The sequence below is a fragment of the Pseudomonas sp. 2 genome, assembly GCF_056627435.1.
Genome location: NZ_JBWXNG010000024.1, coordinates 50,483 through 71,211 on the forward strand (window position 1 = coordinate 50,483; position 20,729 = coordinate 71,211).

Genomic DNA, 20,729 nt, shown 5'->3' on the forward strand with positions numbered 1-20,729 from the left:
CTGTGTGTGGCTCAGTGCGAAACTGCGCCGGTCATGCCTTCGAACGGGTGGCCAGTTGTTCCAGGGCAGCCTCCAGGGCCAGTCGGTATCCGCTGGCGCCAAGGCCGCAGATCACTCCTACGGCGACATCTGAAAAGTAGGAGTGATGGCGGAAAGGTTCGCGTTTGTGCACGTTCGAGAGGTGCACTTCGATGAATGGGATGCTCACTCCCAGCAACGCGTCACGTATTGCGACACTTGTATGCGTGAAAGCGGCCGGATTGATCAGAATGAAGTCCACGCCTTCGTCGCGCGCGGCATGGATGCGGTCGATCAGTTCGTACTCGGCATTGCTTTGCAGATACATCAGATGGTGGCCGGCTTCGCGCGCACGCTTTTCCAGGTCCTGGTTGATATCGGCCAACGTGACCGCGCCGTAGATGCCCGGTTCGCGGGTGCCCAGCAGGTTCAGGTTAGGTCCGTGAAGAACCAGAAAAGTCGCCATCGTGTGTCCCTTGTTGTGTGCTGTGTCGACACTCATACGAGGGTATGAGTCGTTGATGCGCAGCGACTATGCCGCAAAGGTCAATGGACTGTCCAGTTAGCGCCGCAGATATCGGCAATGTTCAGCACGATGACCGATGTTCGCGCAAAGTTTGTGACTAAAGGGCTAAATTTGGTCATTTGCTCTAGTTAGGTGCTCAGAGAAACCTTCGACGTCGATTTCGCCGACAACTCGCGCATTTGTCAGCTCGTTCCCGTCTTTTCCGAAAAACAGCAGCGCCGGCGGGCCGAACAATTTGTAGCGATCGAGCAAGGCGCGCTGTTCGGAGCCGCTGGCCGTCATGTCGAAACGAATCAGACGGAACCCCTTGAGTTGGCTGACAATTTTCGGATCGGGCAGCACTTGATGCTCGATCACCTTGCAGCTGATGCACCAGTCGGCATACCAGTCGACGAGGACCGGTTTTCCGGCGTTTTTCGATGTTTCGAGGATCCGGTCCAGTTCACGGGCGTCGGTCACGGTTTGCCATTCAGACGCTGGATTGCCGTTGCCTTGTGTAGCCATTCGAGTGTCTTGCGATTGCCCCAGTGGCTGCAGCGGATCGCCTTGCCCGCCCAAGGCCCCAAACCAACAGCAGAGAGCGTAGACCAACAGCAGAATTCCGAGCAGTTGATTCAGGCGGCCGCGGGTGGACTTCTCGACGAACTCCAGCGCCCCGAGAAACAGCGCGACGCCTGCACTGAGCGCGCCGATCAGCATCAGCGTCAGCGGCTCAGGGATGACCCGGCTCAGCAGGCCGATGGCCAGGCCCAGCAGCAGAACGCCTATGATGTTCTTCACCGTCACCAGCCACGGGCCGCTTTTCGGCAGCCATGCCGCGCCGCCGGTGGCGACCAGCACCAGTGGCGCGCCCATGCCCAGCCCCAGGGCGAACAGCTTGAGTGCGCCGCCCAGGGCATCGCCGCTGGCGCTTATATAGAGGAGGGCGCCGGCCAGTGGCGCCGAGACGCAAGGGGAGACCACTAGGCTGGATACGGCGCCCAGCACTGCAGCGCCCCACAGCGAGCCGCCCTGGGTGTTGCCCGCGATGCGTTCGAGGCGGTCGTTGAGTGCTCGGGGCAGGCGCAGCTCGAACGCGCCGAACATGGCAATGGCGAACACCACGAAGAACAGTGCGAACGGCACCAGCACCCAGGCCGATTGCAGCCGCGCCTGCAAATTCAGACTGGCGCCGAACAGGCCCATCAGCGCGCCGAGCAGGGCAAAACAGATGGCCATCGGCAGCACATAAGCCAGTGAAAGCGAAAAGCCGCGCATGCCGCCGACCTGTCCGCGCAGCACCACACCCGAGAGGATCGGCAACATCGGCAGCACGCAGGGGGTGAAGGTCAGGCCGATGCCAGCGAGAAAGAACAGGGCCAGTTGCTTCCAGCTGAAGGCGGCCTTGGTCGTTGACGTCGTTCCTGCTGCTGGGGCGATTTCGGCTGCGGCCTCGTCGTCACCGATCTTCAGGCGCTCTGTCTCGGGCGGGTAACACAGGCCTTTGTCGGCACAGCCCTGATAGGTCACCACCAGCGTGAACGGGCGATTGTCACCGGCCTTGCGTGGCAGGGTGACGTCGAGAATGCCGTGGTAGACCTCGACGTCGCCGAAATACTCGTCGTGTTTCTTTTTCCCGTCCGGCAGTTGCGCCGCGCCCAGGCCAATGTCGGCAGGCTCGGTGCGAAAGGCAAAGCGATGGCGGTACAGGTAATAGCCTTCAGTGGCGACGAACTGCAGCTTGATCGCCTCGGGCGAGGTGTCGATCAGGTTCAGCTGGAAGGCCTGGCGAACAGGCAGGAAGTCCTTGCTGTTGTCGATGCTAGAGGCGCTCAGCGACGAATTGCCCAAGCCTGTGGCAGGCCGATTGTCCAGAATGCTCGCGCTGAAGGCGGGCAGGGCAAGGGTCAGCAGTATCAGACAAAGCAGGCGGCGCATGGCGGTCTCGCAGTACAAGGATGCGCGCATCATAACGGACCCCGCGACACATCGCATGGGAACGCCATTCGTAGCAGCACGGCTTGCCGGCGGGAGCGATCTCAAGGGCCAACCCGCGGGCAAGCCCTGCTGCTACGGGGTGAGTTCGGGGGCGGGGTGGTTGTGCACGGCGTGATCCCGCGCCGAATGCACCTGATTGCGCCCGGCCTTCTTGGCCCGGTACAGCGCGTCGTCCGCCTGCGCGGCCAGCAGCAGCGCGTCGTCGTTGTCGCGCAATTCCACCACGCCGGCGCTGAAGGTGCAGAACAGGTCGGCAGGTTGCGCCGGGTAATGGATTTCGGCGAAGCGTCGGCGGATTTCGTCCAGCACGCTGTGGGCCGCCGCAAGGTCGGTGTCGGGCATGACCACCGCGAACTCTTCGCCGCCGTAACGGCCGATGTAGTCGGTCTTGCGCAGGCGTTGCTTGAGGAACAGCGCCAGGCTTTTGATCACCCGGTCGCCCATGGGGTGGCCGTGGGTGTCGTTGACCTTCTTGAAGTGGTCGATGTCGAGCATCACGAAGCTCAGCGGCTTGTTCTCGCGGCGGGCGCGGAAGCTGCAGTCTTCGAGCAATTGCAGGATGTGGGTGTGGTTGTACAGCCCGGTGAGGCTGTCGCGCACCATGCGCGCCTTGAGGTTGCGCGCGCGGGCAGCGCGGTTGCGCACGGTGGTGATCAGGTGCCGTGGCTTGATCGGCTTGGTGAGGAAGTCGTCGCCGCCTTCGCTCATCGCGTCGAGCTGTTTATCCAGGTCGTCCTCGGCAGAGAGGTAAATGATCGGCACGCTGACGTAACGGTCGTTGTGGCGGATCACTTTGGCCAGTTCCGTGCCGGTGCAGCCGGGCATGTACATGTCGAGGATGATCAGGTCGGGCTGGAATTCGGCGAGTTCGGCCATGGTCTTGATCGGATCGAACAGCGTGCGTGTGACGATCCCGGCGCTGTTGAGCAGGCGTTCGGTGTGCGTGGCCTGGGCGCGGGAGTCGTCGATGATCAGCACTTTATAAGGCTCGTACTGCGCCACCCGGGTCAGGATTTCAATCTTTTCCAGGAGGCTCGACGCTTCCAGCGTGCCGGTCAGGAATTCCTCGCCACCGGCGCGCACGGCGGCCAGGCGCGTTGGCGTGTCGGTTTCATGATGGCTGAAGAACAGCAGCGGCAACTTCTGCTCCAGGCCTTCCTGCATCTTGCTCGCCAGCTTCAGGCCTTCGCCGATGCCACCGAAATCCACATCCATCACCACTGCCGCCGGCAGGCGCTCGGCCAACGTCGCGTGAAAGGCCTGAACGCTGTTCAGCGATTGGGCGATCAGGCCGAAGAACTCCAGCTGCTTGGCCAGCCGGTCGCCGCGTTCGTGATCCTGCAGCATCACGTAGATGGGCTTACGCAGGGGCGGCAGCGAGGTGTGCTCCAGCCGGTCGCCATGGCGCAGGCCGGTGCGCGACAGGCGCTGCATCAAACGGTTGAGGTCGGTAATCAGGGCGCTGCTCAAGCGGCCGCGATTGGCCTGCACTTCGTCCAGCGAGCGGCTGATGCCGCGGGCCAGTTGCGCGTGGTCGGCCTGCTCGAAGCGTTCGGCAAAGCGCAGCAGGCGCTGGTTGGCGTCGACCAGTTCTTCCATGTCCGCCACCGACCACTCGCTTTGCTGCAAGCGCTGCCATACCTCCAGGATCTGTCGTGCCTGATGGATGACGCGCTGGGCGAAGTGATGTTTGAGGCGGTCTGCGCTCGGATCTTCTGGCTCGGTCATGTCCTGACTACTTATCGGGGAAACCCTGATGCAAATGCTGGCGCTATGCTAGCACTACTTTTATGGCGCAAGTGCGCCGCAAGTCATTTTGTTGTCATTTTTTTCATGGCTTTTTGCGTCAAATTTCTATCTTTTGCGACAGGCGCATTGCCCTGCCAGCGGTCCGGATTGCGACCAGCCAGTCAGGGATTCCCTGATGGCCAATTGTGGAGATGGCGCACATGGACCAATGGATTACGCAAATGGACCTTCCCCCGCGTTCCTGCCAAACGCACCTTGCTGTAAGGTTGCGGTCCTAAGCACTGAATTCCGTGATTGAAAGGACAAGGCCATGCTGGATTGGAAGAAGCGCTCGGGCGCTGCGGGTACAGGCGAGCGTGTTGACGAGAAGCCGGTAGGCAAGGCACCTCGGGCGCCTCGCGGGTACTGGGGCGGTCTGGTGTTCAGCCGCGCGGTGGGCGCAGTGGTGGGCATCTATCTGCTGGTGACCATCGTGCTGGGCATCTGGTGGAGCAGCGAGCCGGCCCTGTTTCCGGTTCAGCAACAGGCTCAGGCGGCCGCCGAGCGTGATGGCAAGCCGATGGTGATCGGTTACACCACCGTCGAAACCCTCAAGACCGTGGTCTCGACCCTGCTCGACAAGCCGGGCGGCTACATTTCCAACGACCGCTTCCCGCCTGGCCTGTGGATGGACAACATGCCGAGCTGGGAATACGGCGTGCTTGTCCAGGTACGTGACCTGACCCGCGCCCTGCGCAAGGACTTCGCCCGCTCGCAGTCCCAGTCGGCTGAAGACAGCGATCTGGGCCGCGCCGAGCCGTTGTTCAACTTCGACAACAAGAGCTGGATCCTGCCCTCGAGCGAATCCCAGTACCGCGACGGTATTGCTGCGTTGAGCCGCTATCAGGCGCGTCTGTCCGATCCGAACCAGCGCGGCGCGCTGTTCTACACCCGCGCCGACAACCTGAACAACTGGCTGGGTGACGTCGGTACTCGCCTGGGTTCGTTGTCGCAGCGCCTTTCGGCCAGCGTTGGCCGGGTCAAGCTCAACAGCACCCTGAAGACTGAAGCGCAGTCCACCGTGACCGTGAAGCCGGGCGAGGTGCCGCAGGTCGACGAGGAAATCGTCGAAACCCCATGGATGCAGATCGACAACGTGTTCTATGAAGCACGCGGCCAGGCCTGGGCGCTTTCCCTGCTGCTGCGCGCCATCGAAGTCGACTTCGCCGACGTGCTGGCCAAGAAGAACGCTACCGTGAGCGTGCGTCAGATCATTCGTGAGCTGGAGGCCTCGCAAGAGCCGATGTGGAGCCCGGTGATTCTCAACGGCAGCCCGTACGGCGTGTTCGCCAACCACTCGCTGGTCATGGCCAATTACCTGTCGCGGGCCAACGCCGCTGTCATCGACCTGCGTCAGTTGCTGTCGCAGGGTTGATCGATGGCCGTCTCTGAAAACGAAGTCGCGCACCGCGCGGCTTCCGACGCCGAGCAGATCGCCTGGGTCGATCGCCAGGATCAACTGCTGGGCTCGATGCCCCGCGCCGAATTGCGCGAGCGCGGGCTGATCGGGCGGGGCACTTATATTCTGCTGTTCAATTCCGCAGGCGAGCTGTGCGTGCATCGGCGCACCCTGAGCAAGGCGATTTACCCGGGCTACTGGGACGTTGCCGCTGGCGGCATGGTTCAGGCCGACGAGAGTTACGCAGAGTCGGCGGCCCGGGAACTTGAGGAAGAGTTGGGCGTGGCCGGGGTCGAACTGACCGCCCACGAGCAGTTTTTCTTCGATCAACCCGACAACCGGCTGTGGTGCGCGGTGTTTTCGGCGGTCTGGGACGGGCCGCTGAAACTGCAGCCTGAAGAGGTGCTCGAAGCGCGTTTCATCGGCATCGATCAGGTGCTGCGCGAAACCATTGAAAAGCCTTATTGCCCGGACTCTCTGGCTGCGCTGAAACGCTATCTGGGCGACGTCGCAAATCGCCCGTAAATTGGCGCATTTTTGCACTTAGCATCCAGGCTTTTTGCCGTTACACTGCGCGACCTTTCAAACCGGACCGCCTCGCGGCCCGGTAGCGCTGCCCCTGCCTGAGTGGGGCTTCGCGGTCGGCTTGCGTCGACCTGACTTTGGTCCTCAAGAAGAGGATTGCCAGTGGCCAAAAAAGCCGCATCCTTCGCCGCCCTCGGTGGCCTGGTATTTTCAACCGACGCCGGGCGTCATTGCCCTGAATGCCGTCAGCCCGTCGACGCCTGCACCTGCAAGCAATCGGTCATCCCCGAAGGTGACGGCATTGCCCGTGTGCGCCGCGAAAACAAGGGCCGAGGCGGCAAGACCGTCACCACCATCACCGGCGTACCGCTGCCTGCCGACGCACTCAAGGAACTGGCGACTACGCTCAAACGTCGTTGCGGCACCGGTGGCGCGCTCAAGGACGGCGTGATCGAGATTCAGGGCGATCACGTCGAGACGCTGCTGGCGGAACTGGTCAAGCAGGGCTTCAAGGCTAAAAAGTCCGGCGGCTGAGTCGCCTCTTTTTTACCTTCAGCCGTTGCCCGGTTTCAGCAGTCGGTCTGGCATCCAGGTTCCAAACAAACTCTGGTCGGTGGCTTGGGTCTATAACCCCACAGTGGGTCCATACCCTCGCAGCTGGCCGGTGCCAAACCGTCATTTGCACTCTATACACTGCGCCAAGCCCGTCAGGGCCTGGGCTTCATGACTTTATTTATAGGGGACTTCGATGTCCGTACGACGCACACGCAAAGACGATGGCAGCCAATGGACCGTGGCGGACAGCCGCAGTGTCTATGGGATTCGCCATTGGGGGGCTGGTTATTTTGCAATCAACGAAGCCGGCCGTGTTGAAGTTCGCCCCAACGGGCCAGGCAGTTCGCCCATCGATCTTTACGAGCAGGTAGAAGAGCTGCGCAAGAGCGGCCTTTCCCTGCCATTGCTGGTGCGCTTCCCCGACATTCTGCAGGACCGCGTGCGTCAGCTGACCGGCGCGTTCGACGCCAACATCGCGCGCCTGGAATACCAGAGCAAGTACACCGCGCTGTACCCGATCAAGGTCAACCAGCAGGAAGCGGTGGTCGAGAACATCATCGCCACGCAAAACGTCTCCATCGGTCTTGAAGCCGGTTCCAAGCCCGAGCTGATGGCCGTGCTGGCGCTGGCGCCGAAGGGCGGCACCATCGTCTGCAACGGTTACAAGGACCGCGAGTTCATTCGCCTGGCCTTGATGGGCCAGAAGCTGGGCCACAACGTCTTCATCGTCATCGAGAAAGAATCCGAAGTCGAACTGGTGATCGAAGAAGCCGCCGAGCTCAAGGTCGCGCCACAAGTGGGCCTGCGGGTTCGCCTGTCGTCGCTGGCGTCGAGCAAGTGGGCTGACACCGGTGGTGAGAAATCCAAGTTCGGTCTGTCGGCTGCGCAGTTGCTGTCGGTGGTCGAGCGCTTCACCAAAGCCGGCCTGGATCAGGGCATTCGCCTGCTGCACTTCCATATGGGTTCGCAGATCGCCAACCTGGCCGACTACCAGCACGGCTTCAAAGAAGCGATTCGTTACTACGGCGAGCTGCGCAATCTGGGCCTGCCGGTCGATCACATTGACGTCGGCGGCGGCCTGGGCGTTGACTACGACGGCACCCACTCGCGCAACGCCAGCTCGATCAACTACGACATGGACGACTACGCCGGTGTCGTGGTCGGCATGCTCAAGGAGTTCTGCGACGCGCAGGGCCTGCCGCATCCGCACATCTTCTCCGAGAGCGGCCGCTCGCTGACCGCGCACCACGCCATGCTGGTGATCCAGGTCACCGACGTGGAGCGCCATAACGACGAAGTGCCGGTGATTGAGGACAAGGAAAGCCTGCCTGAGACCCTGCAATGGCTGATCGACTTGCTCGGCCCGACCGACATCGAGATGGTCACCGAAACCTACTGGCGCGCCACGCACTACATGAGCGACCTGGCCGCGCAGTATTCGGACGGCAAGCTGACCCTGGCGCAGAAGGCGCTGGGCGAACAGTGCTATTTCGCGGTGTGCCGCCGCCTGCACAACTCGCTCAAGGCGCGTCAGCGTTCCCACCGTCAGGTGCTGGACGAGCTCAACGACAAACTGGCCGACAAGTACATCTGCAACTTCTCGGTGTTCCAGAGCCTGCCGGACACCTGGGCGATCGACCAGGTACTGCCGATCATCCCTCTGCATCGCCTGGACGAAGAGCCGAACCGCCGCGCGGTGCTGCAGGACCTGACCTGCGATTCGGACGGCAAGATCAACCAGTACGTCGACGAGCAGAGCATCGAGACCAGCCTGCCCGTGCATGCGCTGAACGAGGGCGAGGATTATCTCTTGGGCGTGTTCCTGGTCGGTGCGTACCAGGAGATTCTGGGTGACATGCACAACCTGTTCGGTGACACCGACTCGGTGAACATCTACCAGAACCAGGACGGCAGCGTTTACCACGCCGGTATCGAAACCCACGACACCATCGAAGACATGCTGCGCTACGTGCACCTGTCGCCGGAAGAGCTGATGACCCACTACCGCGACAAGGTGGCCAGCGCGCGTATCTCGCCGCGTGAGCGTACCCAGTATCTGGACGCGCTGCGTTTGGGGCTGACGCGTTCGTCCTACCTGTCTTCGTGATCTGATCCACCGGCTGGGGTGTTCTTTAGGGCGCCCCGCCGGCAAGCCGTGCTGCTACGATTCTGCGGTGCGAGCAGTTCCTGAGAACGCCCCATTCCCCGTAGCAGCCGGGCTTGCCCGCGGGAGCGATCTTGAGGACGCCCCACCGGCAAGCCGTGCTGCTACGGGGGGATATGTCGCTCTTGGAATCGCAGGCACAAAAAAGCCCCGCATCGCTGCGGGGCTTTTTCGTTATCGCTGATACACCACCTTACTCGGCAGCCTCTTCCGCCACTTCAACAGCCTTCACCGAAGCCACCTCATCACGACGACGGATGTACTTCCAGTCCGCCTCGTCGATGTAGATGCCCGCAGGGCCGCTGCCGCCTTCCAGGTCGATCGCCACATGGGCCGACACCTGCGGCTTGACGCTCGCCAGAATCGGCACGAAGCCCAGCTGCAGGCTGGTTTCCAGCAGTGCGGCCTGGTTGCGTTCGTCGATGTCGGCGGCTTCGTCCAGGTAGTACGGCAGACGCACGCGCCCGGCCTGTTCGCGGTCCATCAGGTGCAGCAACAGGTACATGTTGGTCAGCGCCTTGATGGTCATCGTGGTGCCGTTGGAGGCTGCGCCGTCGATGTCGGTGTGGATGACCGGCTGGCTGTTGACCTTGGTGATCTCGAACGCCAGCTCGAACAGGTCCTTCAGACCCAGCTGGTTGTGGTTCGCCGCCACCAGGCGCGCCAGGTATTCCTTGGCTTCTTCGTTCTTGTTGTCCTGCTCGGCGCTCTGGCTCAGGTCGAACACCGACAGCGTTTCGCCTTCTTCGTACTGGCCGGCGCTGTGGATGATCTGATCGATGTGCTTGAGCGCTTCCTTGTTCGGTGCCAGAACGATGCGGAAGCTTTCCAGGTTGGACACCTGACGGCGGTTGATCTCGCGGTTGAACAAGGCCAGCTGGTGTTCGAGGCTGTCGTAGTCGCTGCGGATGTTGCGCAGGGTGCGCGCGATGTCGGTCACCGCCGCGCGACGGGCCTTGCCCAGGGTCAGCGCTTCATCCTGGCGGTGAGCATAGGCGTTGATCAACAGTTGCAGGCGGCGCTCCATGTCGTCTTCGCTGTCGAACTTGGCCACGCCCTTGAGGCGCACCTGCGCGTACAGCCCTTCAATCTGGCCGTCTAAGCGCAGCAGGCTCTGCCAGCTGTCCTGATAGTCGTTGAGCAGCGGCAGCAGGTTGTCCAGCGAGTCGTCCACCGGCTCCATGAACGGCGTGCCGAATGGCAGATCGGCGGGCAGCAACTGACGGCGACGTAGGGCGTCATCCAGCGTGCGCTGCTTGGATTCCAGATCACCGATCTGACGGCCCACCAGTTGCAGCTTGGCCGACAGCTGCTGAACGCGTTCGGTGAAGGCATCGCTGGAACGCTTGAGTTCGTCCTGCGCGGCTTCCATCTGCGCCAGCTGTTCCAGCTTCTCGCCTTCCTCGGCGGTCAGGGTCTGGGTGCGGCGGTAATCTTCCAGCGCCTTCTGCGCATCCAGCACCTGCTGGTACAGCGCCTCGGTCTGGGTCTTGCTCGCGGCGCGGTCGGCGGCCACGGCCTGCTGGGTCTTCAGCTGCTTGAGTTCTTTTTCCAGACGCTCTTTCTGATCGCGCAGCGCTGCGCGGTCGGCCAGCGCCTGCAGGGCAGGTGGCTCGATGTGCGACAGGTTGATCGACAGGCCTGGTACTTCGAAACGCTCGCCCTTGAAGCCGTCGAGAATCGCTTCCAGCGATTTGACCCAGGCGTCGCTGTCATCCAGCGCGATGCCTTGCTCGCCCAGCGGCAGGCTGAACAGCGCGCTGTTGAACAGGCGCATCAGGCGCTCGACGTCCGGCTGCGAGAACTCTTCGCGCAGGCGGGCATAGCTGTTGTTGTCGGCGTGATCGAGCTGCTGCTTCACCGACTTCAGGCGTTTCTCCAGATCGCGCAGACGCTCGTCCAGATCCTCGGCACTGAACTGACGGGACTGCGCCAGGGCGCCGGCCAGTTCGTCGTGGGCATCCTTGGCCGCCAGCAGCTGCTGTTCGAGAACGCGCACGTCGTCGACCAGCGCAAAGCGGTTCTTCAGCACGGCCAGTTCGCCGATCCAGCGCTGGATGTTGCTGATCTCCCGCTCCAGGCGCATCAGTTCCTGCGTGCCGCCGCGCTGATCGTTCTGCAGCGCATCCTGCTCGCCACGGTAGTGCTCGGCCTGGATGACCAGCTCTTCCTTGCGCGCATTGGAGTAGTCCTGCCAGGTGCCCAGCAGCGAGTCGAGCAGTGGCGACAGGCGGTGCAGCTTGCCGCGCAGCACGTCGCGCTGCTTCACGCCGTTGGCCAGTGCTTCGACCAGCGGGCCGGCCAGCACCAGCGCGTTGTAGTCCTGTTCCATGCGACGCACGTCGCGGAAGGCTTCTTCGCACGCGGCAATGTAATCGACGCTACCGGAGCGCAGGCTGTGCTCGAAGGCATCGAGGAACAGCTGCTTGAGTTTGGCCGCAGTGATTTCGCGCATGTGCAGCAGGTTGATGAACAGTGCGCGGAAGGTCTTGAGGCTCTGTTCGCTGGTCGAGCGCAGCGGAATCAGCGTCAGGTCCAGCGGAATCGAGGTGTGGCCGCCGACCAGCAGGCGCCGCAGTTCGTCGGGCTTGAGCTCGTAGGCTTTCAGGCCCTGGCTTTCCAGGTTGGTGAACAGCTCTTTCTGGCGCAGGCAGGTGTCGTTCTTCTGGTAGTGCGCCAGGTCCAGCTTGCCCGCGTAGGCAAAGAACTGGTGACCGAAGCCGCCGCCGGGGCCGCGACCGACCACGCCGATCACGTGCGGGCCGTGGGGCAGGGAGACTTCGACCAGGATGTAGCTGGTGTCGGAGGCAAAGTAGAAGCGGCGCGACTGATCGAGGCTGTACTTGCCGAAACTCATGTCCGACATGCGCGCCAGAATCGGGAATTGCAGCGCGTTGATCGAGGCACTCTTGCCCAGGTTGTTCGCGCCGTAGACCGACAGTGGATGTTCCAGCGGGAACAGCCCGAGGCTGTAACCGGCCGTGTTCAGCAGGGCAAAACGGCGGATGCCGTAGCGTTCCTGGCTCATGCGTCAAACTCCTGCTCTTCGGCGATCGCGCGGGCCAGCGCTTGCTCTTCGGTTTCTTCGGTGTCCTGGAATTCGCCCAGATCCAGCGGATCGTCGGTCTGCAGGAGTTTTTCGTCGCTGTCCTCGTCGATCAGCACCGGCGTTGGCAATGGCAGGTCGCTGTGCAGGCTGGCTGCCAAGTCGCGGTCCTGCTGGACCGACAGGCAGACGTCGAGGAAGCGGTGCATCGGCGGCAGGAAGCGGTAGATGCCGACTTCTTCCGCGGCGAACCCGAGCTGGGTCATGCGGCGCATGATTTTCTCTTCCAGCTCGTCCTGGGTCTGCACTTCGGCCTGCAGGAACAGGTCGCGGTACTTTTCCAGCAGCGACGGCAGCTCATCGCGGCCCAAGCTGCCGCCGTCCAGCACGGCGACCGGGTCGCGGCCCTGGTCAGCCAGGTGCTCGACGAGGATGAAGGTGAACAGCGCCAGGCGCTGGGCGGTCTTATTGACCTGCGCGGCCGCCAGATCCGGCACGAAGTAGTAGAAGCCGCGGGTGTCGCAGACCAGCTCGAAACCCAGCGCCTTGAACAGCGTGCGGTACTGGTCTTGCGCGTTGGACAGCTGGGCATACAGCTCGGGGTCGCGACGGCTGATGTGGTAACCCTTGAACAGCTCGCGGAAGATCGGCGCGAGCTGGGACATTTCGGATAGATCAAGATGCATGGGCGGTGCCCTCGGAATTCTCTGGGGTGGCGTCTTTGCTCGAGAGCAGGGCGAAGGAGCGCAGGCTGACGCGGTGCTCCTGTGTCAGGTATTCACGGCGTTCGAGACGCTCGCGCTTGAAGCGTTTTTCCCGCGACAGGCGCGAGAACCAGTACAGCAATTCGTCGGTCGCGCCGTTGGGCTCCTGCTCCAGCAGCCAGACCATCAGGTCCGGCATTGGCAGGGCTTCTTCGCAGCGTTCGACCATTTCCTTGACCGTGCGCGGCGCCCTTGGCGGCTCGCCCTTGCGGGTCAGGCTGGCTTTCGGGAAGCGCGCAGGTTTGGGCTCGAAACGCGCCAGCGCGTAGACATAAGCCTCGACCTGGTTCGCGCTGCCGAGAAAGGTGCTCTGCGGACGGGTGAACATCGGCATGGCGGCCTGGGGCACGGCGTCGATGCCCTTGCGGCGAATGGCCGACAGCGCCAGTGCCGCGCCACGGGTCACGGCGTTGTGACGGCGGGCTTCCTCACGCAGCGGCAACAGCAGCTCGCGGGCATGACGCAAGGTCAGTTGCGCGCTGGTCTGCATTTCCAGAATCCGCGCGTGGGTGCGCAGCAGCATGTCGTCGTCGACCAGATGGCCCAGACGCTGCTGATCGCTGAGCATGCGCAGCAGCACGTTCTCGACCTTGCGCACGCCTTGCTCGAACGCGCCGTCGGCGTTCACCAGCTGGATCATCGGCTCGACGTATTCGTCCCAGGTCGCCAGGACCTCAGCGTAACGTTGACGCAGCGGAATCTGCCGGTCGCTGGTCTTGGCGCGCTCGGCCACGGAAACCAGCGCCTGTTCGTCGTTGGCGAGTTTTTTCAGGACATCGCGCACGCGCATGTCGAGCAGGCGCAGCTGGCGGGCCAGGTCATTGGCATCTCGCGCCTCGAAGGCTTCCTGAATGTAACCGGCCAGCCGCTCCAGATGGCGCAGGTAGGCTTCGATTTCCAGGCACAGGCCCAGGCGGTGTTCGCGGCGCAGGTAAGACAGGAAGTCGTGAATCTGCGCGTTGAGCTCGAAACGGTTCGGGCTTTTGGCCACCGGAACCAGAATGTCGAGGCGAATCCACACGTCCAGCAGGTTGGTAATGTCCTGCGGCGTGCTTTCCAGTTGCTGGGCCGCCAGCTGCACGCGCAGCTCGCTCAGGCTCAGAGTGCCCTGGTCGAAGTGCTCGCACAGTGGCTCAAGGAGCGCCCAGTGTTCGGCAAGGGCGCGCAGGACGCGCTTAGGTTCGATCATCGGATAGCCGCTGGTTGGCAAATAAAAGCGCAGATTGTACTGCATCGCGGGCGTTGGTTTTCACCCCGAGGCGATCAACTGCGGCGTGAATCGTCGAAGGCCTGTAGAATTGTCGCCCTGACTTTATCCACAGGTGGCTGTCCCGTGCTCAACGAGCCTAGACGTCGCGCCTTTCTGACCGCCATGCAGGTGGTCAGCTGGCTGCCTCGCACTGAATTGCCCTTTGCCGCGCCTTCGCGGCCGGAGCTGCTTGCGCCGCTGCCTGCGTTCGAGGACGAGGTCGCGCCGCAGGCGCCTGCGGCGGTTGCAAGGGAGCAGGCAAGCCAGCAGGGCGACGCCACGCCAGCCAGTCCTGCACCGGCAGCGCGGAGCATCGAGCGGCCGAAAATCGAAGTGCCGCGCCCGTCGTCTGCCGCCAAACCTGCGGCAAAAGCGGCCGAGCCCGAAGAAGCGGCGCCGGTGGCCAAGGCGCCGGTCGTGCCGCCTCCGCGTTTCTCCCTGCAATTGCTGCGCGCCGGTCGCTGCCTGTTGCTGGTCGAGTTGGCGACGGGCGAGCCGTTCCAGAGCCGCGATCCGTCGTATCTGCTGCTCAAGGACATGCTGCGCGCCGCCGGTCTGCCCGACAGCCCGCAGATCATCGGCGAGCCGGTGCGCTGGCCGCTGCTGGTGCGCGGGCAGATGGACCAAGGCCCAGAGGCGGCGCGGGATTTCGTTCAGGGCTTTCTGTATGCCCGGGTCGAGGAGCAGCCGTGCACCTGTCTGTGGCTGATCGGCCTGCCGGCGTTGCGTTTTGCCGGCGAAGTCGACGCGCAATCCTACAATCAAGAGATTCAGGTCGATGGCCTGGGTTCGGCCTGGGCGCTGCCGGGTCTTGAACTGTTGATGGACGAGCCTCAGCGCAAGGCCGATGTCTGGCGCGCGATGCGCCAACTGATGGGGCGTTGGAAGAGCGTAAATGAGTGATGCCGTAACGTTTCGCCGCATGACCGAAGCTGACCTGGATGCGGTGCTGAAGATTGAATACGCGGCGTTCAGCCATCCCTGGACCCGCGGCATTTTTCTCGATGGCCTCAAGTCCTACGAAATCTGGTTGATGTTCGAGGGCGGTCAGCAGGTCGGCCATGGCGTGATCAACGTCATCATCGACGAGGCGCACCTGCTCAACATCACCGTCAAGCCGGAGAGCCAGGGCCGTGGCCTGGGCTTGCTGCTGCTGGACAAGCTGATGAAGCGGGCCTACGAGATCAACGGCCGCGAGTGTTTCCTGGAGCTGCGCGCCAGCAACCAGTCGGCCTATCGCCTGTATGAACGCTACGGCTTCAACGAAGTGGGCCGACGTCGCGATTATTACCCTGCGGTGGGCGGGCGCGAGGATGCGCTGGTCATGGCGTGTACGTTGACTGACTGAGCTCAAGCTCCTCCTGTCTCTTGCAACCGTGGGAGTGAGCTTGCTCACGAATGGGGCGTAGCTGTTGACGCTCATTGTCCGCCTTCGTGAGCAAGCTCACTCCCACAGGGAGCGTATTCGCAGTAAGAAAAAGAGTGGTGGGGCCGGTTTCAGCTATCGGGCTTGCCATCCAGCGGATCGAAAATCGCCAGTTCTTCTTCGTCCAGCCCACGACCTGCGCCGATTTCATCTTCATCGACCACGCTCAGGTCGAAATCCGCCGGGCCGCCTTCGCCTTTTTCGCGAGGGGAACGCGCGCCGTCTTCGTCGATCAGATTTTCCGGGCTCATGTCGTCGTCGGTCGGGTTGTGATCATCGGTGGACGCCCCGGTCATTCCGGCTTCGCGTACACGCTCGTCGGGAATGTAGTTTTCCAGCTCGTCCTCGGGGATCATGTCACCAATGCGACCACTGGGTTCGTTATTGTCATTGAAGTTGAGCTCTTCCATCGAGCCCATGCGGTCTTCGTTGTCATCGATGGGTTCGGGCTGGGTCGCACCGAACGGGCGGCGTGAATCGTTCATGACATAGTCTCCAAATGGGCGGTCTCATCCGGTGGACCGGGGGCGGTCATGAAGATTCCTTCCGTTTGCCAGCCGGTCATGGCGGGCAGGCGTGACCCGCAGCATCGGACGCAAGTCATAGCTGAGCATCATTTCCGAGGCATCGACGTATGAACGAATTACAAGATCTGATCGATAACAATGAACGTTGGGCAGCAGCCATCAAGGAAGAAGACCCTGACTTCTTCGCCAAACTGGCGCGCCAGCAGACGCCGGAATTCCTCTGGATCGGCTGTTCGGACGCCCGCGTTCCCGCCAATGAAATCGTCGGCATGCTGCCGGGCGATCTGTTCGTCCACCGCAACGTCGCCAACGTGGTGCTGCACACCGACCTGAACTGCCTGTCGGTGATCCAGTACGCAGTGGATGTGCTCAAGGTCAAACATATTCTGGTCACCGGCCACTACGGCTGCGGCGGCGTGCGCGCCTCGATGCAGGACCGCCAGTTCGGCCTGATCGACGGCTGGCTGCGGAGCATTCGTGATCTGTATTACGAGCACCGTGATGTGCTGGCCAAACTGCCAACCGAAGAAGAACGTGTCGACCGCATGTGCGAGTTGAACGTGATTCAGCAAGTGGCCAACGTCGCCCACACCAGCATCGTGCAGAACGCCTGGCATCGCGGGCAGAAGCTTTCCGTGCACGGCTGCATCTACGGCATCAAGGATGGCCGCTGGAAGAGCCTGGACACCACCATCAGCGGCTTCGAGCAATTGCCGCCGCAGTATCGGTTGCGCCCGTTGGGCGAATAATCCCGACACATACCGCCCGTAGCAGGCCGGCTTGCCGGCGGGAGCGATCTTGAGAACGCCCCGCCGGCAAGCCGTGCTGCTACGGATCGTGTTACGCCGACTTCTTGATCATCTCGGGCAACGGCTTGCGCAACTGGTCGAGCTGCCGTCCCACGGTCCCGGTCCGGCATTTGGCCGCAGCCTGATCCGGGGTCAGGTTACGTATCGAGGTGTAGAACAGCTTGCAGGTCTGGACCTTGTCGGTGACCTGCCAGCGGGTGCTGCACTGCTTGAGCAAAGCCGCGGCATCAGCGCCCGGTTTCTGGCCCATCCCCGCCTGCCAGCAGGCCGCGCTCAAATCCTGGCCCATGACTTTCAGGCCCGCCTCGTCGGCCTTGGTTTGGTCACCGCCGTAGTTGCTCTTGTCCGCCGCGTACCAGATGTAGCTCGGGTGGTTGGAGCCGATCACCGACACCTTCTGCCCGGCGTTCGGGCTGATGGTCGCCAGGCCCAGCACCGACACCTCGACCTTGTATTGCTCCTTGAGCCAGCTGCGCACCGGCGCGCCAAACGCCACCATTGGCAGCGACGTGCCCTTGGACGTCAGGCTGACCTGTTTGACCATGGTGGTCTGGTAATCGTTGAAGTAGCCGTAGACGCCTTCCAGATCCTTGCCCGCATTGGACGGAGCGGCAATGGGCGCGATGTCGATGATGGTCTGATAGGCCGGGGTCTGGTCGGCCGGAATGCCGTTGTCGGTCAACAGCGCGGCCCAACGGTCGGAGGTGGCCGAGCGCAGGTAATCCTGAGCCTGGGTCAGCGAGTAATCCGGCGGGAAGTGCAGCAGCTCGACGCTCTTGCGGTTTTCCAGCGCCATGCCCAGCGGCAGGAACAGGTACCAGTTGTAGGCGAACCTGCCGTCGATGTTGAGCTTTTTCGCGCCGCTGTAGGCCTGCTCGCCCGCGTCCAGCAGTTGGGTCAGCGGCTTTTCATAACCCTCGGGCACGCCGCTGATCTTGGCGTGGAGCTGATCGTTGTCGTTGACCACGCTGACTTTCGCACTGGCGTAGCCGTCGCGCTGAACGCTTTGCGTCAGGTAATGCTCGACGGTCTGCTCCAGCGTCCAGTTGCGAAAGCAGATCACGTTGCAGTTGTTGGGGTAGGCGAAGAGGCGGGTGACGCGTTCCTTGCTGCCCAGTTTGACGTCGACGTCAGCGTGGGCGCTGAGGCTCAGGGCGAGCGCCGTCAGGGTGGCGCTCAATACAGCGGCTTTCTTCATGCTCATGTCCTTGTTGGCGAACACCCGTCTTGTGGTTGTGCGGGTGGCGTTTCAATAGTGAAACACAAGGACATGAACGGCAAAGCGTCACAGCACGAACTTCTGCACCATCGAATTCAGATCCGTCGCCAGCATCGCCAGGGCATTGCTCGCCACTGTGGTCTGCTGCGCGCCGGAGGCTGACTGAGTCGACAGATCGCGAATGCTGCTCAGGTTGCGATCCACCTCGTGGGCGACCTGGGCCTGTTGTTCGGCGGCGCTGGCGATCAGCATGTTGCGGTCGCTGATGGTCGAGGTGGAGCTGATGATCACAGTCAGTGCCTGGCTGGTGGCAGCGGCCTGCTCAAGAGTCTGGCTGGCCTGAGACGCAGTGACGCGCAGGGTTTCGGCGGTTTCCTGGGTGCTCTTCTGCACGTCGTTGATCAGGCTTTCGATCTCGGTGGTCGAGGCGCTGGTACGTTGCGCGAGCGAGCGCACTTCGTCAGCCACTACCGCAAACCCCCGCCCGGCCTCGCCCGCGCGCGCCGCCTCGATGGCCGCATTGAGTGCCAGCAGGTTGGTCTGGTTGGCGATGGCGCGGATCACTTCAAGGATCTTGCTGATGCTCAGCGTGCGCTCGGCCAGGCCATCGGCCTGATGGGAGGAGTCGAGGACGTTGTCGGTCAGCTCCTTGATCGAGTCGATGGTGCCGGTCAGGCGCAGACGGCCCTCGGCCGCGGCCTCGTTCGACGCCTTGGATTCGGTCGAGGTGTTGCTGGCGTTGTCGGCCACCTCTACTGCGGCCTGGCTCATCTGGTTGACGGCCACGGCAGCCTGCTCGATTTCATCATTCTGCGCTTGCAGGTTCTTCGCGCTGGCCTCAGCGATCGCGCCCATTTCCTGAACGGACTGGCTCAACTGGCTGGCGGCGGCGTAGATCTGATCGATGGTGCCGTGCAGGTTGCCGCGCATTTGGCCAAGCATCTTGAGCAGTTGCGCGGTTTCATCACGGCCTTCGGGAATCGGCTGCGGGCTCAGGTCGCCTTGGGCAATGGTGCTTGCAATCTGCAGCGACTGGCGCAGCGGACGAATGATGCTCACGCTCAGGCGCCAGGCCAGCAACAGGGTCAGCACCAGGGCCACGACGATGGCGCTGACGGCGATGATGCGGGTCTGCTGGAAGCGGCTGTTAGCCCCATCCACGGCGGCTGCGGCGCTCTGTTTATTGAGCTCGCGCAGCAACTGCACCTGCATGTCCATCAGGTCGCCCTGCAGGCTCAACGAGGTGTTGAGCAACATGCGTGCGTCATTGAGTTTGTTCTGCTCGATCAGCGCGATCTCGTCGTGCAGCCCCGGCATGAAAGCCTTGTAGGCATCCTGCAGGGCCTTGATCGAGTCGCGCTCGGTGCTGTCGGTGGAGTGCGCCAGGTAATCGCTGAAGCCTTTTTCCACTTCGTTTTTCAGCTGCTCGACGTTGATCTTGCTGGTGACCACTGCGCTGGGGTCATCGGCGTTGGCGATCAGTCGTGCGCTTTCGCCGCGCAGCTTGATCAGGTCGATGGCGATCGCGTCGGCCATGGCAATGCTGGGCAGCGCGCCACTCTCGACCGCTTCGCCCTGAGCGCGAATGCTCTGCATCTGCAGCAGACAGAACGCCCCGAGCGCCACCAACAGAAGTGCCGTCACGCCGAAGCACAGCACCAGACGCTGAGTGATTCTGAAGCGTCGCAGAAATGCAGGTTTGGACGAGGGACGAAACACTCTACGCATTAACCTTTTCACAGCCACCCATCCCCATAGAGGAATACATCGGAGCCATCGTTATAGAGGGCTTCTATGATGTCTTTGTGACATCGGGCGTGAAATGTTTCAGATTTGTTGAAATTTGACGGCAGGGCGATGAACGGTACTCTAACGAGCCAATCAGTGAGGAAGACGAATGGACGCGAGTACATCTCCAGCTAAAAAAGAATGGATTGATCCTGACGACGCTCCCGAGTTATCGGAGGCATTCTTCAAGCAGGCTGACGTTTTTCTGGGGGAAGAGTTGATACGCCCTGGTGTTGCTAGGAAGGCAGAACCCCAATCTCCTCCATAAACTCCCGCAAAAACCGCTGCGCCCGCTCATGCCGGACCTGCGCCATTTCACTCCCAGTCCGGGTCTGAAACCCCTGCGCCAGGGTGAAGATTTTGGTGGTGAAGTGGTCGACGGCGAACCGCTTGTCATTCAGCTCGCGTCGCTGAGCCTTAGGGTCGGCGGGGTCGTAGAGGTGGCTGCCCATGCGGCCGGAGACGTAGAACAGCCGGGCGACGCCGACCATGCCGATGGCGTCGAGGCGGTCGGCGTCCTGGAGGATTTTCGCTTCCAGGCTAGTGGGCGTGATGTTGGCTGAATAGCTGTGGGCTTCGATGGCGTGGGCCACCGCCGATGTGCGTTCTTCGTCCCAGCCCATCTCGGCCAGCAACTCGGTGGCCTTGGCGGCTGCCAGGCGTGAGGCGCTGGCGCGAAAGGGCGAGTTCTTTTCCACGGCGACGCAGTCGTGCAGCAGGGTAGCCGCCAGCAGGACCTGATGATCGCCACCCTCCTTGTCGCGGATGGCGCAGACGTTGCGCCACACTCGATGCAGATGCGAAAGGTCGTGGGAGCCGTCGCCGCGCTCGGCTGCGGTGTGGGGGATCAGCCGGTCGGCCAGGTCTTGAAACGGCGCGAAGCAGAGTGCGGTCATCGATCATCCTTTCATGCAGGCTGGTGCTGCCAGCTCTTATCGATCCTGAGCAT

17 protein-coding genes and 1 pseudogene are annotated in these 20,729 nt (G+C 62.4%); 7 read left to right on the forward strand and 11 right to left on the reverse strand.

Translation table 11 applies throughout. The annotated features are described in order from the left end of the window. Positions 1-31: 31 nt before the first annotated feature. The 3 genes from aroQ to AC1MEK_RS28225 form a co-directional block, all read right to left on the reverse strand. Entirely contained in the window at positions 32-484 is a 453-nt protein-coding gene (aroQ, locus tag AC1MEK_RS28215) for a type II 3-dehydroquinate dehydratase (protein ID WP_274134136.1), read from the reverse strand. A gap of 165 nt (positions 485-649) precedes the next feature. Next, entirely contained in the window at positions 650-2,461 is a 1,812-nt protein-coding gene (locus tag AC1MEK_RS28220) for a protein-disulfide reductase DsbD (protein WP_480399542.1), read from the reverse strand. 132 nt (positions 2,462-2,593) lie between these two features. Next, positions 2,594-4,249: a diguanylate cyclase gene (locus tag AC1MEK_RS28225; RefSeq protein WP_480399543.1), complete on the reverse strand. Its 1,656-nt coding sequence runs from the start codon at positions 4,247-4,249 to the stop codon at positions 2,594-2,596. 331 nt (positions 4,250-4,580) lie between these two features. Here AC1MEK_RS28225 and AC1MEK_RS28230 point away from each other — a divergent pair, with 331 nt between their 5' ends. The 4 genes from AC1MEK_RS28230 to speA all read left to right on the forward strand — a co-directional run bounded on the left by AC1MEK_RS28230 (position 4,581) and on the right by speA (position 8,895). Beyond that, positions 4,581-5,684, forward strand: coding sequence for a DUF2333 family protein (locus AC1MEK_RS28230; protein ID WP_480399544.1), 1,104 nt, complete (start codon positions 4,581-4,583; stop codon positions 5,682-5,684). Positions 5,685-5,687: 3 nt separating this feature from the next. Further along, positions 5,688-6,233 (forward strand): NUDIX hydrolase, encoded by a 546-nt coding sequence (locus tag AC1MEK_RS28235; RefSeq protein ID WP_480399545.1) that lies wholly within the window; start codon positions 5,688-5,690, stop codon positions 6,231-6,233. A gap of 162 nt (positions 6,234-6,395) precedes the next feature. Next, a complete protein-coding gene (locus AC1MEK_RS28240) occupies positions 6,396-6,767 on the forward strand; it encodes a translation initiation factor Sui1 (RefSeq protein ID WP_480399546.1) in 372 nt (123 codons plus the stop codon). Positions 6,768-6,981: 214 nt separating this feature from the next. Continuing rightward, a complete protein-coding gene (gene speA / locus AC1MEK_RS28245; RefSeq protein WP_480399547.1) occupies positions 6,982-8,895 on the forward strand; it encodes an arginine decarboxylase in 1,914 nt (637 codons plus the stop codon). A 250-nt stretch (positions 8,896-9,145) separates the two neighbouring features. Here speA and mksF read toward each other — a convergent pair whose 3' ends face one another. The 3 genes from mksF to mksB are packed head-to-tail and all read right to left on the reverse strand — an operon-like array spanning position 9,146 to position 13,951. After that, positions 9,146-11,980, reverse strand: coding sequence for an Mks condensin complex protein MksF (gene mksF, locus AC1MEK_RS28250; RefSeq protein ID WP_480399548.1), 2,835 nt, complete (start codon positions 11,978-11,980; stop codon positions 9,146-9,148). Further along, positions 11,977-12,684, reverse strand: coding sequence for an Mks condensin complex protein MksE (mksE, locus tag AC1MEK_RS28255; RefSeq protein WP_480399549.1), 708 nt, complete (start codon positions 12,682-12,684; stop codon positions 11,977-11,979). Before mksE ends, mksF begins: the two co-directional genes overlap by 4 nt. Further along, positions 12,674-13,951, reverse strand: coding sequence for an Mks condensin complex protein MksB (mksB, locus tag AC1MEK_RS28260; RefSeq protein WP_480399550.1), 1,278 nt, complete (start codon positions 13,949-13,951; stop codon positions 12,674-12,676). Before mksB ends, mksE begins: the two co-directional genes overlap by 11 nt. A 144-nt stretch (positions 13,952-14,095) precedes the next feature. Here mksB and AC1MEK_RS28265 point away from each other — a divergent pair, with 144 nt between their 5' ends. After that, the gene (locus AC1MEK_RS28265; RefSeq protein ID WP_480399551.1) at positions 14,096-14,914 is read left to right on the forward strand and encodes an energy transducer TonB; all 819 of its coding nucleotides are present in this window, start codon (positions 14,096-14,098) and stop codon (positions 14,912-14,914) included. Then, positions 14,907-15,359: a ribosomal protein S18-alanine N-acetyltransferase gene (gene rimI / locus AC1MEK_RS28270; protein ID WP_480399552.1), complete on the forward strand. Its 453-nt coding sequence runs from the start codon at positions 14,907-14,909 to the stop codon at positions 15,357-15,359. The genes AC1MEK_RS28265 and rimI overlap by 8 nt, the downstream gene beginning before the upstream one ends. 149 nt (positions 15,360-15,508) lie before the next feature. Here the strand turns inward: rimI and AC1MEK_RS28275 are convergent, their stop codons facing one another. After that, entirely contained in the window at positions 15,509-15,922 is a 414-nt protein-coding gene (locus AC1MEK_RS28275) for a serine kinase/phosphatase (protein WP_480399553.1), read from the reverse strand. 149 nt (positions 15,923-16,071) lie between these two features. Between AC1MEK_RS28275 and can the strand changes: the two genes are divergently transcribed. Then, positions 16,072-16,713, forward strand: coding sequence for a carbonate dehydratase (gene can, locus AC1MEK_RS28280; RefSeq protein ID WP_480399554.1), 642 nt, complete (start codon positions 16,072-16,074; stop codon positions 16,711-16,713). A 91-nt stretch (positions 16,714-16,804) separates the two neighbouring features. Here can and AC1MEK_RS28285 read toward each other — a convergent pair whose 3' ends face one another. The 4 genes and pseudogenes from AC1MEK_RS28285 to AC1MEK_RS28300 form a co-directional block, all read right to left on the reverse strand. Beyond that, the gene (locus tag AC1MEK_RS28285) at positions 16,805-17,971 is read right to left on the reverse strand and encodes a hypothetical protein (protein ID WP_480399555.1); all 1,167 of its coding nucleotides are present in this window, start codon (positions 17,969-17,971) and stop codon (positions 16,805-16,807) included. Between the two features lie 87 nt (positions 17,972-18,058). Next, positions 18,059-18,934, reverse strand: a complete 876-nt coding sequence (locus AC1MEK_RS28290; RefSeq protein ID WP_480399572.1) for a methyl-accepting chemotaxis protein — start codon at positions 18,932-18,934, stop codon at positions 18,059-18,061. After that, a pseudogene (locus AC1MEK_RS28295) lies at positions 18,917-19,720 on the reverse strand (MCP four helix bundle domain-containing protein); the annotation flags it as partial. The gene AC1MEK_RS28290 and the pseudogene AC1MEK_RS28295, both read right to left, overlap by 18 nt. 296 nt (positions 19,721-20,016) lie before the next feature. Beyond that, the gene (locus AC1MEK_RS28300) at positions 20,017-20,676 is read right to left on the reverse strand and encodes an HD domain-containing protein (RefSeq protein WP_480399556.1); all 660 of its coding nucleotides are present in this window, start codon (positions 20,674-20,676) and stop codon (positions 20,017-20,019) included. Positions 20,677-20,729: the final 53 nt, after the last annotated feature.